At 41.0% G+C, this 14431-nt stretch carries 11 protein-coding genes and 1 riboswitch; of the genes, 7 read left to right on the top strand and 4 right to left on the bottom strand.

Features of this window, described 5'->3' with window-relative positions; all coding sequences use genetic code 11:
- Nucleotides 1-763: 763 nt before the first annotated feature.
- Entirely contained in the window at nt 764-1645 is an 882-nt protein-coding gene (locus AN389_RS10865; protein ID WP_055019784.1) for an NAD(P)-dependent oxidoreductase, read from the bottom strand.
- A gap of 121 nt (nt 1646-1766) precedes the next feature.
- Here AN389_RS10865 and AN389_RS10870 point away from each other — a divergent pair, with 121 nt between their 5' ends.
- Nucleotides 1767-2318 (top strand): glutathione peroxidase, encoded by a 552-nt coding sequence (locus AN389_RS10870; protein WP_055019785.1) that lies wholly within the window; start codon nt 1767-1769, stop codon nt 2316-2318.
- A 301-nt stretch (nt 2319-2619) separates the two neighbouring features.
- Nucleotides 2620-3600, top strand: a complete 981-nt coding sequence (locus tag AN389_RS10875; RefSeq protein ID WP_055015183.1) for a 2-hydroxyacid dehydrogenase — start codon at nt 2620-2622, stop codon at nt 3598-3600.
- 101 nt (nt 3601-3701) lie between these two features.
- On the opposite strand, the gene AN389_RS10880 is transcribed toward AN389_RS10875, so the two are convergent.
- A complete protein-coding gene (locus AN389_RS10880; protein ID WP_055015184.1) occupies nt 3702-5024 on the bottom strand; it encodes a sodium-dependent transporter in 1323 nt (440 codons plus the stop codon).
- A gap of 138 nt (nt 5025-5162) precedes the next feature.
- Here AN389_RS10880 and AN389_RS10885 point away from each other — a divergent pair, with 138 nt between their 5' ends.
- The gene (locus AN389_RS10885) at nt 5163-5906 is read left to right on the top strand and encodes a 4'-phosphopantetheinyl transferase superfamily protein (protein ID WP_055019786.1); all 744 of its coding nucleotides are present in this window, start codon (nt 5163-5165) and stop codon (nt 5904-5906) included.
- Nucleotides 5907-5924: 18 nt separating this feature from the next.
- Here the strand turns inward: AN389_RS10885 and lysC are convergent, their stop codons facing one another.
- Both lysC and nhaD read right to left on the bottom strand, forming a co-directional pair.
- Complete coding sequence (lysC, locus tag AN389_RS10890; RefSeq protein ID WP_055018604.1) at nt 5925-7310, bottom strand: lysine-sensitive aspartokinase 3; 1386 nt, start codon at nt 7308-7310, stop codon at nt 5925-5927.
- 74 nt (nt 7311-7384) lie between these two features.
- A riboswitch (Lysine riboswitch) is annotated at nt 7385-7557 on the bottom strand.
- A 98-nt stretch (nt 7558-7655) separates the two neighbouring features.
- Nucleotides 7656-8903 (bottom strand): sodium:proton antiporter NhaD, encoded by a 1248-nt coding sequence (nhaD, locus tag AN389_RS10895; RefSeq protein WP_055015187.1) that lies wholly within the window; start codon nt 8901-8903, stop codon nt 7656-7658.
- Between the two features lie 211 nt (nt 8904-9114).
- On the opposite strand from nhaD, the gene AN389_RS10900 reads away from it, so the two are divergent.
- From AN389_RS10900 to AN389_RS10915, 4 genes are all read left to right on the top strand, one after another.
- Complete coding sequence (locus AN389_RS10900; protein ID WP_055015188.1) at nt 9115-10386, top strand: hypothetical protein; 1272 nt, start codon at nt 9115-9117, stop codon at nt 10384-10386.
- Nucleotides 10387-10389: 3 nt separating this feature from the next.
- Nucleotides 10390-10938, top strand: coding sequence for a condensin complex protein MksE (locus AN389_RS10905; protein WP_024033404.1), 549 nt, complete (start codon nt 10390-10392; stop codon nt 10936-10938).
- Nucleotides 10935-13712 (top strand): hypothetical protein, encoded by a 2778-nt coding sequence (locus AN389_RS10910; RefSeq protein ID WP_055019787.1) that lies wholly within the window; start codon nt 10935-10937, stop codon nt 13710-13712. The genes AN389_RS10905 and AN389_RS10910 overlap by 4 nt, the downstream gene beginning before the upstream one ends.
- 108 nt (nt 13713-13820) lie before the next feature.
- On the top strand, nt 13821-14372 hold the full coding sequence (locus AN389_RS10915; RefSeq protein ID WP_055018603.1) for a DUF4136 domain-containing protein: 552 nt from the start codon (nt 13821-13823) through the stop codon (nt 14370-14372).
- The last annotated feature ends 59 nt before the right edge of the window (nt 14373-14431 follow it).

A 14431-nucleotide genomic window follows, 5' to 3' on the forward strand; every position in this document is an offset into this window, starting at 1 on the left:
CTTGCTCACGTGAAAAGCGCAGCTTTTTAAATTAAGAAATAATCCACAAAGAGAAACAAATGAGGAGCAAATGAGAAGACATAAGCCACTAATCGTTTTTAATAAATCTCTTCCTCTAAAAGCGCAGCGCCTCTTACCCTCTTTGTGAATTAATCACTTTACGGGCTTTGCCCGTCACGCAAGCAAGCTTGGCGTCTACAAGTAAAACCCATACCTACACCTTGGTGGTAGGCGAAGAGCTTGCTCACGTGAAAAGCGCAGCTTTTTAAATTAAGAAATAATCCACAAAGAGAAACAAATGAGGAGCAAATGAGAAGACATAAGCCGTTAATCGTTTTTAGTAAATCTCTTCCTCTCAAAGCGCAGCGCCTCTTACCCTCTTTGTGAATAAATCACTTTACGGGCTTTGCCCGTCATGCAAGCAAGCTTGGCGTCTACAAGAAAACCCATACCTACACCTTGGTGGTAGGCGTAGAGCTTGCTCACGTGAAAAGCGCAGCTTTTTAAATTAAAAAATAATCCACAAAGAGAAACAAATGAGGAGTAAATGAGAATACATAAGCCATTAATCGTGTTTAATTAATCTCTTTCTCAAAAAGCGCAGCGCCTCATATCCTCTTTGTGAATTAATCATTTTACGGGCTTTGCCCGTCACGCAAGCAAGCTTGGCGTCTACAAGTAAAATCCATACCTACACCTTGGTGGTAGGCGAAGAGCTGGCTCAGGCGAAAAGTACAGCTTTTAATCTTTAAAATGTGAAACGTTATTTTTTATGCAGCGCTTCTATTCGTGCAAGTAAGCTTGATGTATCGTATCGGCCGCCACCAAGTGCTTGTACATCAGCGTAGTACTGATCAACCGTTGCGGTCATCGGTAACGTCGCACCGTTGTTTTTAGCTTCATCAAGCGCGATGCCTAAATCTTTACGCATCCAATCTACCGCAAAACCAAACTCGTACTCTCCTGCCCACATTGTTTTGTAGCGGTTTTCCATTTGCCACGACCCCGCAGCCCCTTTTGAAATGGTTTCAATTACTTTTTCACCATCAAGGCCTGCTTGCTTGGCAAAATGTAGGCCTTCTGCTAGGCCTTGCACTACGCCGGCAATACAAATTTGATTAACCATTTTACATAATTGCCCTGCGCCCACATCGCCTAATAACTGGCTAAAACGGCTATAGGCTGCCATTACGGGTTGCACTTTAGTAAATACAGCTTCGTTTCCGCCTGCCATAACTGTAAGCACGCCGTTTTCAGCACCAGCTTGCCCGCCTGATACGGGTGCGTCTATAAAATCGATATTTTGCAAAGCTGCTTTTGCTGCTACTTCACGCGCTACTTCAGCTGAGGTTGTTGTATGATCAACTAATACCGTGTGTGGTAACATGCCGGCTAAAACACCGTCGTCGCCATATACTACAGAGCGTAAATCGTTATCGTTCCCAACACACATAAACACTATATCGGCTTCACTTACCGCTTCACGTGGAGTGGGCGCAAAGCAACCTGTGTATTGTTCTGTCCACGTTTGAGCCTTAGCTGTAGTACGGTTATATACACACACATTAAAACCAGATTTTGCTAAATGCCCTGCCATTGGGTAACCCATTACCCCTAAACCTATAAATGCAACATTGATTGACATAAAAGTGCCTTATTTTCCTGATAACTTAGAAACTAGGCTCCGATTATGTCAATCGGATGGTGAAAAAGCGAATGAAAGTCTTTATAAAATTTCCATAAACTGGAAATTAAGTAGGTAACCTATGGATAGCATTTATCAATTCAACGCACCACTTTATAACAGTGAAAGTTTCCCCCTTAGCCAATTAAAAGGTAAAACCATACTTATTGTAAATACAGCCAGTAAGTGTAACTTTTCTATGCAGTTAAGTGCTCTTGAAAAACTTTATCAAGAATACAAAAAAAGCGGATTTACAATATTGGCGTTTCCGTGCAATCAATTTGGTCAAAATGAACCGCTTGATAATTTAGCCATTAAAGACTTTTACCAAGCGCAATTTAACGTCTCGTTTGAGGTGTTTGGAAAAGTGATGGTCAACGGCCCTGAAGCGCACCCGCTTTTTAATTATTTAAAAGCGCACACACGTGGTATTTCACAAAACCGCGCCGTAAAGTGGAACTTTACTAAATTTTTAATTAATTGTGATGGGCAGCTGGTTGCACGTTACGCTCCACGTACCAAGCCCGAAACACTAAAACAGGTCATTGAGGCAAACTTACCTAGCGCGGTGAGCGCTAATAATTTAAATAACGCTAAAATAATACCCAACTTTAATGCATTAAAAGGTGCTTAATTATTCTAAATCAATAAACCGGTGGTTACTCAAGCATGCTTTATTAAACTAGTTTAAGGTTATGTATAGTACCAACCACAATAATACTTAATTATTTTTGGGGCTAAACGTGTTGCTATCTGCGTTATAAAACTCTCATTTACGACTGCTTGAATGCAGAAGGTAGAGCAATGCAGGAGCAATTGCCGAGAACAACTAAATAGCGAATTTTTTGCCTTGCTATCAACACGTTCTTCCATCCTCAAAATAGCTCACTTGATTATGCGGATTGCTATAACAGCTCGGCTTTGGAGTAAATAACATGAACATTGCTTTTTTTAGTACGCAAAAATACGAGCAGCCATTTTTTGAGCGCAGTTTTAGTAAACACCCTCAAATAGAGGTTTGTTACTTTGAGCAAGCGCTTAACGAGCAAACAGCACTGCTTGCTAAAGGGTTTGATGCGGTGTGTGTATTTGTAAACGACACGGTTAATGCAGTCGTAATAGAGCAATTGGCAGAGCTTGGTGTGGGCACTATTTTACTTCGCTGTGCGGGGTTTAATAATGTTGATTTAGTTGCCGCTAAAGCACATAACATTAAGGTATTACGAGTACCCGCGTACAGCCCAGAAGCCGTAGCTGAGCACTGTGTGGCACTTATGCTTACCCTTAGTCGTAAAACACATAAAGCCTATAACCGCGTACGCGAAGACAACTTTGATTTAAACGGTTTATTAGGTTTTAACTTACATGGCAAAACAGTTGGAATTATAGGCTGTGGTAAAATTGGCCTTGCACTTTGTAAAATATTAAATGGCTTTGGCGCGCATATTTTAGTGTGCGACCCTTATGCAACACCTGACGATTACACTATTACCGATTTAGATTCGCTGCTTACGCAAAGCGATATAATTTCACTGCACTGCCCATTGAACGAGCACACACACCACTTAATAAACGATGACGCGTTTAATAAAATGAAACCCGGCGTTATGCTTATTAATACCTCGCGTGGCGCGCTACTTAATAGCAAAGCCTGTATAAACGCGCTTAAAACTAAAAAGCTTGGGTATTTAGGGCTTGACGTATACGAGCAGGAGTCTGAGCTGTTTTTTAAAAACCATAGCGATGAAATAAACCAAGACGATATATTCTCGCGCTTAGTGAGCTTTAAAAATGTATTAGTTACTGGCCATCAAGGCTTTTTTACCCAAGAAGCACTTACCGAAATTGCTAATACCACCTTACAAAATGCGCAGGAAATAAACCAAGGTAAGCAGCTCACTAATGAGGTTTTATAAATTATTTACCTTTAATTAGTAGGCACAAAAAAGCGAAGTAAGCTTTAAACTTACTTCGCTTTTTTATTTTACTTATCAGTTACTTTATGGCCTGATGATAATTAACCAAACGCAACGTTTGCAAAAACAAGGGTCATTAATATTGGGCACACAAAGCGAATATACTGTGCAAACCAATAATGCGCCCCTGTGGTTGCTTGGCGCAATTTATTACCACGCTGCCACATCCATCCTGCGGTAACAAAGTAAAACAAGCCCATAAGCGGTAATTGGTATTGGGTAAACAACATAATAACTAAACCAAATAACCACTCAAAATTTAATATAATGGCACTTGCGCATACAAGCACAATTAAACTGACAGCCCACGTGGCTTTAGTACGATCTACGCTGTGGTTTTCGACTAAAAAGGCAACGGGTATTTCGGTGGTTGAAATAGTTGATGTAACCGAGGCAATCGACATTAGTACAAAAAACAACAAGCCTATTAGTAAACCTATTTCACCCATCGTGCTAAATAGCTCTGGCAAAATAGCAAATATAAGCTGCCCTTCGCCAATTAGTTTACCGCCACTAAACACCTCAACCCCATTGTGTTGTGCAACGTAAATTGCTGGCACAATAAGTAAGCCTGCTAAAAATGCCACGCTGGTATCAAGCAGTGCAACGCTTGCGGTTAGTTTTGGCAGGTTAGCATTGGGCTGTAAGTACGAGCCGTAAATCATCATACAACCTACACCTAATGAGAGCGAGAAAAACGCCTGCCCCATAGCTGCAATAATTAAATTAGGGTCGAGCACTTGGCTAAAATCAGGTATTAAATACGCGGCAAAGCCTTCGCTTGCCCCCTCAAGGCTGGCTATATAAACAATTAAACCAACCAATAAAACTAATAGTAACGGCATTAAGCGGCGCGACCAGGTTTCAATACCCGATTTAACCCCTTTTAAAATAATGCTGGCGGTTAAAATAAGCATAAGCGGGGTAAATATAAAATTGCGCAGTACCGAGTCGCTATGTAAAAACTCGCTTACGCCATCAAAGCCTAAAAATGACGTTATGGGTTCAATAGCGTATGAAAGCATCCACCCGGCTACAATAGAATAAAAGCTAAGCATAACCACAGCGCCTGCAAGGCCTATATACCCCGCCGCAGCCCCAACTTTTTTGTTGGTATTTTGCCACGCATTCCCTAATGCTTTTACTGGGTTTGCTTGTGCTTGGTGCCCTAAATAAAGCTCGGTATAAAGCGCAGGTAGCGCAAGTAAAAATATAACAACAAAGTAAACCAATAAAAATGCACCGCCACCATGGTTGGCCGCTTGCGTAGGAAAACCCCATATATTACCTAAACCCACTGCTGCGCCTGCAGCGGCTAAAACAAAACCAAAACGGCTTTGAAATCCATCACGCACTTGTGCCATACATCTACAAATTCTGTTATTCTTTGATTATTGTGAATTAAACCATATTTAATGCCAACTGAGTAATAAAATTGCTGTTGGCATAAATAAGTGCTGTTAACCGCTCATTATTACAGCACTCTCTTAATTTAAGCGTGTATGACTAACCATTTTTTTAAAAACACCCTAAGTATTGCTCCCTCTTTTTATAGCGATTTACCCCGTAGCAACAATACTATTTTAGTGTTTAATGCCAACACACTTAATGTAGAACACCTTGATTTAAGCCAGTACCTAAGCCCATTTGAACTAAGCGTTATAAATCGCCGTAAACGTATGCAAGCAAAGCAAGAGTACCTTGCATCGCGCTTATTACTAAAGCAACTCGCAAAGCATACTCAGCCCCAATACGCGCACGTACCGCTTAATAAAATGAGCACCCACTTTAATGAAGAGTGCTCAAAACTGCAGCTCCATGTAAACCGCAGCGTTATTAATACGTGTATTTCGCACTCACATGGCTTAGTGGGTGTAGCTCTTAATGTTACTAATACAGAGTTTGGGTTTGATATTGAAAAAATAAGCTTAAAACGCCCATTCGAAAAGCTCGCTAAACATTTTTACAATAAAGCTGAAATTGACTTAATTACCGCACCTACTGCTATTGTGGATCAAGCGTACACATTCTTTAGAATTTGGACTTTAAAAGAGGCGCTCGCTAAAGCAACTAACCGCCCTATAGCGCAATTGCTTAGCCCAAATGTATTTAGTGAGTTCTCACAGCAAAACCTTCTAGCAGCGAGCAACAATATAGCGTGTGGCAATGCGCTATTTGATGTAAGCGTGGCATATAAAAAAAGCACCGACTGGCGGTGCTATGTGCTTAATAACTTAGATACTTAATGACTTGGCTTTATAAGCTTAGGCAGCGCTTTCTAATAAGCGGCTATGTATTGCTTGTACTACAGTATCAGATTCGCCCTGCTCTACTAAAAAGCAAAGGTTGTGCTTACTTGCACCGTGGCAAATTAAACGAATATTAAACTCTTTTAGAACATTCATTAAATTCATTTCGTGCTGGCGTAGCTGTATTTCAGAGCCTATAAGCGCCACTAACGTTAAGTTATTTTCAACCGATACATGGCAAAATTCAGCAAGCTTATCTAAACACGCTTGCTCAAGCTCGGGGCGCGAGGCATTGGGCGCGTTATCGAGGGTAATGGCTACGCTTATTTCTGAAGTTGTCACTAAATCTACCGATATATTAAACTCACTTAAAATGGTAAATACACGGGCTAAAAAGCCACTTGCTAATAGCATTTCAGGGCTTTTAAGAGTAAGCAATATTTGATTTTTACGTTGCGTTACAGCGCGTATACCCGGCTGCTGAGATTTTTCGCGCTCAATCCACGTGCCACCGCGCTCTGGCTCACGGCTTGAGCCGACAAATACATTAATGTGGCTGCGGCTGGCTGGTAAAATAGTAGCTGGGTGCAACACTTTTGCGCCAAATGTAGCCATTTCTGCGGCTTCGTCAAAGCTTAAACGGGCAATTGGTGTTGCTTTTGCACACAAACGAGGGTCGGTGCTAAATATACCCACTACGTCGGTCCAAATATGTACGCTTTTAGCGTTAATTGCCTCTGCAAGTAATGCTGCGCTGTAATCTGAGCCACCACGGCCAAGCGTGGTTGTTTGGCCAAACTCATCGCTGCCCACAAAACCTTGAGTCACAATTACTTGCTCATCTAGAAGCGGAATTAATACTTCTTTAGCCGCTTGCGCTGTGGCTTTAACATTAGGTGTTGCTTTACCAAATTGGCTGTCGGTTTTCAGTACTTTTCGTACATCAAAACGGTCAGCATTTAAGCCTTTTAAACGCAGCACTTGCGCAAATAAGTAAGACGACAAGCGCTCACCAAAGCTAAGTAATTCATCGTGTTGTTGATCTGTAGTAAGTGTTTCAAGGGCTAGTGTTTGGAATGCTTTTAATGTTTCGTTAAAGCCTACGGCTAAATCGGCATCAAGCGACAACTCATCTAAAATAGCCTGCTGAATAGCCAATACGCCATCAATGTGCTCTTGGCGTTGTTCTTTACTAAGGTCGGGTTTGCACAATGCAACTAAGTGGTTAGTTACGCCAGCACTGGCGCTCACAACAACAATACGTACGCTTTTATCTTCAACAATAATTTCGCTGCAACGATTCATCGCTTCAAAGTTTGCAACACTGGTTCCGCCAAATTTGGCAACGATGTAATCTGATTTTGCGCCTGATACTGTTTGTGGCACTGATTGGGTAGTCATTTCGTCTCCTTTCGCGGTATCCAGACCGCTGAAAAACAAGAAGAACTTGGCAAAGGAATATATTTGATGTGTCCGCTGCCAGAAGCTCTCCACCTAAGTTGGTGACAGTTTTGGGGATTCAGCCCCATAAACCGAAAAACATTGTCGACGTAACTTTGTTTTCCTCGGCGAGTACTTCCCTCTTTAATGGTTATGGGCGTTCGTCACCTACCATTAAATACCTAAGTATCGCACCTCTTCTGAATGCTTTATTAACCATTGGCTAAATAAAACAAAGCCCCGCTAATTAGCGGGGCTTTGAAAGTTATCGTTTAGACGTCTAGGTGTCAAGCATTTATAGTAAAATTAAACAAAGCTACCCATAAAATAAGCGCCTGTATAACCTACGGTATAACAAATTAATAATTGCAGTGATAATTTAAAATAACTAGTAAAAGTAAGTGCTTTAAGTTTGCTCATTGCAATTATACCCGCTGCTGAACCAATTATTAGCATTGACCCACCTACCCCTGTTGCATAGGTAAACGACAACCAATGCTGTTGGCTCATTACTATATCTGCTTTTAATAGCGCAGCGGTAAGCGGTACATTATCAACCCCAGCTGATAATATGCCCATTAAGTAGTTAGCGTACTCAGGTGACATTATTGCGTATAAATCGGTAAATTTACTTAAAATGCCAATCTCTTTTAATGCCCCTACCAATAATAAAACCCCAACGAAAAACAGTAGCGTGTCGTATTCTATGTCGCGCACAAAGTCTATTATGTCTTTGTTTATATCTTTTTTGCGCATTAAAAATTGCGCCACTAAAAACATAACCGACAAACCAAATAAAAATGTAAGTAGCGGCGGTACGCTGTAAATTACGCTAAGTGTTAACGTACTTACCACGGTTGATAAAAATATAATGGCAATAGTAATGTCAGTTTTTTCTATGCGTTTTTTTTGCGAGCCTTGGAACTCTATTTTCCCTTTCATACCAATAGAGAGCAAAAGCGCGAGTAGCATCACACTTATAAACGCAGGCGCTATAAGCAGTAATAAGTTGGCAATAGACACTTTGCCATCTAAAAATATCATTAAGGTGGTTACATCACCGGTTATTAACGATACACCGCCAGAGTTAACCCCAAACACAATAAGTGTGGCGTATTTAATCAGCTTTTTAGCTTCAAGCTGTAACGACATAACCACAGCAAGTGATATAAGGGTAGCGGTTACGTTGTCAGAAATAGACGAAAACAAAAAAGCAAACCCGCCCACTAAAAACATAAGTTGTCGCTCGCTAATGCTTTTAGGCATTACCCGATGCACTATGTTTTCTATAAACCCTTTAGAATTTAAATACGCAACAAAGGTCATGGCGGCCATTAAAAACAACCAAAGTGAGGCTATTTCTAGTATGTTTTCGTTTAAAAGGTGCTGAATTTCGGTGGGACTTTGCCCATGAAGAGGGTTAACAAAAAGTATAATCCAACAAAGCGTGCCAAAAAATAGCGTTGTTTTAGCTTTATTTACGTGAATTATATCTTCTATAACGATCAGTAAGAAGGCAATCGCTATTAGGGTTAAAATTATCGAGGGGACCATGGTAGTTAAATAACCTTTGATATAGTTTTAAAGAACACACAAAAATCACTCCTTTGTGCGTGCCCAATTTCGGTGCGAATTTTAGCACCGCCCTCATGCAAAAACTATTATTAAATGGTCTTAAAAACGAATACTATTTACTGGTAGAATACGTAATAATGAGTCAACTTTAAGAACTCAATAATAAAATACTAGGATGTTGTAACCTCTTATGATCCCAGCTAAAAAGCTGCTAAATACCCTTAGCGAACATTGGGGTGTTTTAGAGCTATTATTTAAACGTTTTAAAATGGCCGACTTTAGCCTAAAAGACGTACAAAACGCTATTAAACAAAAACAGCCTACGTGGACAAACGAGCGCATATACAAAGAAACAAATCGTTTGCTCAATCAAGATATACTTATTCCATTGGCTAAGTCTTCGCAGCTTGAAATTAACCGTGCCATTGCCGATTTTGCGACCTTTTTATTACAAGAAGAACACCTAGGTTTAGCACAAGAAATTAGCGTTTTGGTTGATGATTTAGCCCGCCTAGGAAACCGACTAGATAACGCAGGCGAAATGGAAGACTTTGACGATTTACGCCGTTTTAGCCGCATTATGGATGATCGGGTGCGTAAAATAATGAAGCTTTACGCACACAACGAAAACGCCATATTAAATATAGTTGAGCAGGCTAAATCTGATCATGCTGTGCAATCTTTGCAAAAGCGATACAAAGCCGTAATAGAGGCCTTTGACGAATACATAGAGCCCATGCTTGAAATGGTCGATATTAGAGGCGACTTTCATGCTTGCTTTACCCGTATTGAGCAGCAAATAAGTAAGCAAATAGAGCACATCGAACGCTCAGGTAAAGCGTACAGTGACAAACGCATGCTTGAGCAATTACGCACCCGTATACTCGAAATGCATTTGATTGGCCGAGAAAGCTTACGTAAAAGTGCCGATATGCTTATGCCACTGCGCGAAGAGCTGCGCCGTAATAACTTAATTACCCGTCAAGCGGCAAAAGTGCTTGGCCTGGTACGTAAAAATGGCGTAGACAACATGCTAAGCGCGGTGCAACCAAACTTTGTAAGTGATGCCCAACGTTACTCGCTTGGGCAACAGCGCCATATAGTAGCCTACATGGCAAGCTTGGTAGAATTTGAACACGAAGAATACCAGCTTCCAGAGCAACAAGACGTACCGGCATTTGTAACGCCTAACATTCCTGATTACCACGATGTTAAAAAAACCTTTGCAAAACGCTTTAATAAAAAACGCAAAAAGCCTCAGCCATTGCTGCAATTTTTAGACGAAAGCTACCCCGAGTTAGAGGCCGACGAAATGCTATTTTTATATCAAAAATTAGTCAGCGACAGTGAAATTCACATTAGCCAAAGCGATGAAAAAGCGCGCATAAAAATTGCCGGCCAGCATTTTTCGTTATACCCATTTAATTCAGCGCCTCAGCCAGATACACAGGCAGACGAGTAACACATGACACATATAAACCTAGACGAGCTAACACACCTGCAAGCCATTAATAAAAAATTAGGCGCGGGTTATCATATTTGCGAACAAGACAACGTAATGTGGCAAGAGCTTGACCAACACATAGAATCTTACAGTGCCTTATTTAGCGCCCTGGGCCACGATTTAAAACACGACAGCCGTGGCTTTTACTATTTTGCCAGCGACGAAAGTACACCGAATATGGGTAAAATCTCCCGTGCTATTGCGCTAACTATTTACATTTTAATTGAGCACTTTGCCAATACAGGTAAAGACCCAATGCGCGCCCTATTTGATGAAGTAAACGATTTAGAACTGATGCAAACCTTAGTGCAAATTAACAAACATTTGTTTGATCAGCTTGAGATCTTTTCGGGCTCAGATTTACGAAAAGACGTTTACCTGCGCATGGTACGTTTAGGGCTTGCCCGCGAAGTAGAAGGCGGCTTTATGCTACAAGCGCCTATTCACCGTTACATTGATGCACTCATGGAAGTAAACGAAGAAACCTACATTACGGAGGACGAGCAATGAAAAACTTATACGGACTAAGTAAACTCGCCCTACTTAATACCGCAGGTTATGCAAAGTGTGTGATCCCACTTGATAAAAGCAGCTCTATTTGTGCGCCAAACAATACCGGTAAAAGCTCGGTTATTAACGCCCTGCAATTTCCGCTAATAAACGATTTGCGCCTAACCGAATGGGACGGCCATGATTTAGATGAAACCCGTAAATTTTATTTTTCATCGGATCAATCGTACATTTTACTCGAAGCCAACCTCCCTCATGGCTCGGTCGTAATTGGGGTCGCAGGCCTTGGTAAAATAGCTGGTTATGCGCATCAGTACTTTTGTTATCAAGGCACACTTGATTTAGCGCAGTACACGCAAGGTAATACCATAATTAAATTTACCAAGCTGTTTAATCATTTAAAAACGCAAGGTTACAACCCAATAGAGCTAAAAGCACAAGAGCTAAACGCCCTGCTTACCGGTGGCGCAACGCCCTTTGACGGCGACATTAATTTAAAAATGATCCCGCTTAATAACGTGCAAGACTCCGCCATTTATAAAGAAATATTTAGGCGTATTCTTAACTTACACAAATTAGGCGCAAGCGATGTTAAACGCTTTATGTTACGTGTGTTTGAGCGCCATATGTCAAACTCTAAAGTGGACTTTTATGAAGTATGGCGTCGCTCGTTTGATAAAGTAAACCGCGCTAAACGCGAATTAAAAGCGCTTGAATCAATGCAAGAGCCAATAAGTGCGCTTGAATCAATGCTTGAAAACCAAACCGTGCTTAAAGGTAAGTTAGCAGCCTACGCACCTAAAATTGACCAAGCACTAATAGACTTTGACACCTACCAAGAAGAGCAACTAAGCGAACTCGCCATTGCCCTTGAAGACATAGAGCACGAAAAACACGAGTTTGAACAAAAGCAAAGCCTATACGTGCAGCAATCTCGTGATATAGAGCGCAAACAAACCCAAATTGAGCAGTGGTTTTTAGATTACAGCGCTTTAAAAAGCGAGTTTGAACTGGTAAATAAAGCCACCCTTAAAGCAAACCTTGCGCAACTAAAGCAAGATTACGAGTCGCTTTCGCACTCAATAACCAGCGCACAAGGGCAAAGCCTACATACGCTTGATTACCGCATTAGCGAAACCCAAAAACAAATAAAAAGTTTAAAACTACAGCTTAAAAACCTTGAGTTTAATTTGTTTACTCGTATGCGCGAAGACTTATCACTTAAAGAAGTAGAAGAAATATCGCGCATTTTAAATCCCGACCTACTCTCGTTCGCAACCACCAGCCAGGGCGATATAACCATTGATGACGAAGACGCCTTTGGGGAATTTTTATCGCTATTAAGTGAAAACGTTAAAGGCGGTGTGCTAACCCTTCCAGGGGCAAGCATTAAGCTTAAAAAACTCTCGCCTGTACAAATGCAAAGCGGAGAAAACAAAGCCCAGCTTAGCGCTCAATTAGACGCGCTTGAACGCTCCTTAAAAGAGTTTAAACAACAGCGCGAAGTAGCCGCTAACGTGGCAGAGAAACAAAAAGAAAAAGATGCACTTTATGATGAGCTATTGAGCGCAGAGAGCGCACTTAAACGCTTAGAGCAATTTGAGGTAATGCAGCAGTCGGTAGAAGCGCAAGCCATGCTAAAAGAGCAATTATTAGCAGAGCGCGAACAAGTTGACGACTACCTGCAAGATATTCAAAAAAATAGTGGCTCAATTGCAGACAGACGTTCGTTAATTAAATCTAAGCAAGAGCAAATTAATCGCCAAACCGAGCGCCTTCGCCAAGTTAAAAGCGAGCGAATTGACCACACGCTTGATTTATACAGCGGGAAAGTAACCCCATATATGATTGATATAACAGTCGATTTTGATAACTTAAGCGACCTAGTACATCACTTTAATAAAGACTGCCAAGAGCTGCGCAACTTTGACATAAACGTACGTAATACCTATTTGCATGTATATAACGCGGGTATTACTAAGTTCGATAACGAAAACGACGAATTTACTAAATACCAAAAGTTGATTAGTGCATTTCATAACCTTGATAACGAACGCGATGCCGTTGAGCGCCAAGGTCGCGTAGCCCTAACCGAAGTAGCCGCAACCATTAAAGGCTTGCGTGAAGATTTAGATCGCCTTCGTCGCGAAATGAACAGCTTTAATAAAGGCATAAGCCAGCACCGTATTTCTAACCTGCAAGCGTTTAAAATTAACGTAATACCGCGCAAGATGCTGGTTGATAGTATTGATACCATTATCAGCACGTCGCATCAGTTTGAGCAAGGCGACACCCTTGATTTATTAAGCCAAGAACCTTACAGCGAAAGCGCAGTAAACGAAGCAAAAGATCACTTAATAAAACTTGCCTCAGACAAAGCTGGCCTTACATTAACTGATTTGTTCGACATTCGTTTTGAAGTGGTAAACCGCGCAGGTGAAACCGAACACTTTGAAAAAATAGACTCAGCCGGTTCAAACGGCACACGTATTACTATTAAGTTATTATGTGGCATGTTGTTTATTCGTTATTTATTAAGCGATCAAGAACAAAACCTTTACCGTATACCTATTTATATTGATGAAGCGGCCGATATCGACCCGCAAAACCAAAAAGCAATCATAGAAACCGCATTGAGCTTTGGCTTTGTGCCAATTTTTGCCTCGGTTAAACCGCAAATAAGTTGTGACTACATTGTACCTATTCGTTCAGTAAAGGATGGCGCACAAAATTGGGTAGACGAAAAAGACTGGATAGAAGTTGAACACAGTTAATTGGCCGTTAAGGCAAACTAACTAAACTAAAATATAGGACGTTAAACTAATACACATTTAAACCATGTGTGTTATTTTAAATTAACGCATTTTATTGGAGCAAAGGTAATGAAAAATATACTTATTGTTGCAGCGCTGGCATTACTTACAGCCTGTACGCAAACCCCAGACTGGGATTACGACAAATCAGCCAACTTTAGTAATTTTAAAACATTTGCTTGGGTAGAAAACGCGAGCCTAACCAAAGACACCACAAACTACCAAATTAACGGTTTAATGGAAAAACGCGTACGTACCGCTGTTAATAAAGAACTTAGCCAAACATTAGGTATGACCCTAGTTGACGCCGCACAAGCTGACGTATTAGTTAACTACCATGCATCGGTAGATAAAGAGCTCGAAGTAGACAGCTTTAACGTAGGCTACGGCGCACGTTGGGGGTACTGGGGTACGGGCTTTCAACGCGATATTAGCGCCCGCGAGTACGAAGTAGGTACTTTAGTAATTGATATTATTGACCGCGAATCAAACCAGCTGATATGGCGCGGTGCTAAAGAGGGCCGTTTAAAGAAAAAACAATCGCCTGAGCAACGCGAAGCGTCAATTAAAGAAACAGTCGCTAATATTTTAAGCAACTTCCCGCCGCAAAAGCAGCAGTAAGTTAAAATTAGCGTTAAGTAAGTTTTAAAAAGCTCACAGTATGTGAGCTTTTTTATGGC

Source organism: Pseudoalteromonas sp. P1-7a (genome assembly GCF_001401855.1).
In the GTDB taxonomy this organism is placed as follows: domain Bacteria; phylum Pseudomonadota; class Gammaproteobacteria; order Enterobacterales; family Alteromonadaceae; genus Pseudoalteromonas.

Bases quoted from the DNA above. Each gene is read 5' to 3' on its own strand.
- lysC (WP_055018604.1), bottom strand. From the start codon at position 7,310: ATGACTACCCAATCAGTGCCACAAACAGTATCAGGCGCAAAATCAGAT.
- AN389_RS10910 (WP_055019787.1), top strand. From the start codon at position 10,935: ATGAAAAACTTATACGGACTAAGTAAACTCGCCCTACTTAATACCGCA.
- nhaD (WP_055015187.1), bottom strand. From the start codon at position 8,903: ATGGTCCCCTCGATAATTTTAACCCTAATAGCGATTGCCTTCTTACTG.
- AN389_RS10915 (WP_055018603.1), top strand. From the start codon at position 13,821: ATGAAAAATATACTTATTGTTGCAGCGCTGGCATTACTTACAGCCTGT.
- AN389_RS10865 (WP_055019784.1), bottom strand. From the start codon at position 1,645: ATGTCAATCAATGTTGCATTTATAGGTTTAGGGGTAATGGGTTACCCA.
- AN389_RS10875 (WP_055015183.1), top strand. From the start codon at position 2,620: ATGAACATTGCTTTTTTTAGTACGCAAAAATACGAGCAGCCATTTTTT.
- AN389_RS10905 (WP_024033404.1), top strand. From the start codon at position 10,390: ATGACACATATAAACCTAGACGAGCTAACACACCTGCAAGCCATTAAT.
- AN389_RS10900 (WP_055015188.1), top strand. From the start codon at position 9,115: ATGATCCCAGCTAAAAAGCTGCTAAATACCCTTAGCGAACATTGGGGT.
- AN389_RS10885 (WP_055019786.1), top strand. From the start codon at position 5,163: ATGACTAACCATTTTTTTAAAAACACCCTAAGTATTGCTCCCTCTTTT.
- AN389_RS10880 (WP_055015184.1), bottom strand. From the start codon at position 5,024: ATGGCACAAGTGCGTGATGGATTTCAAAGCCGTTTTGGTTTTGTTTTA.
- AN389_RS10870 (WP_055019785.1), top strand. From the start codon at position 1,767: ATGGATAGCATTTATCAATTCAACGCACCACTTTATAACAGTGAAAGT.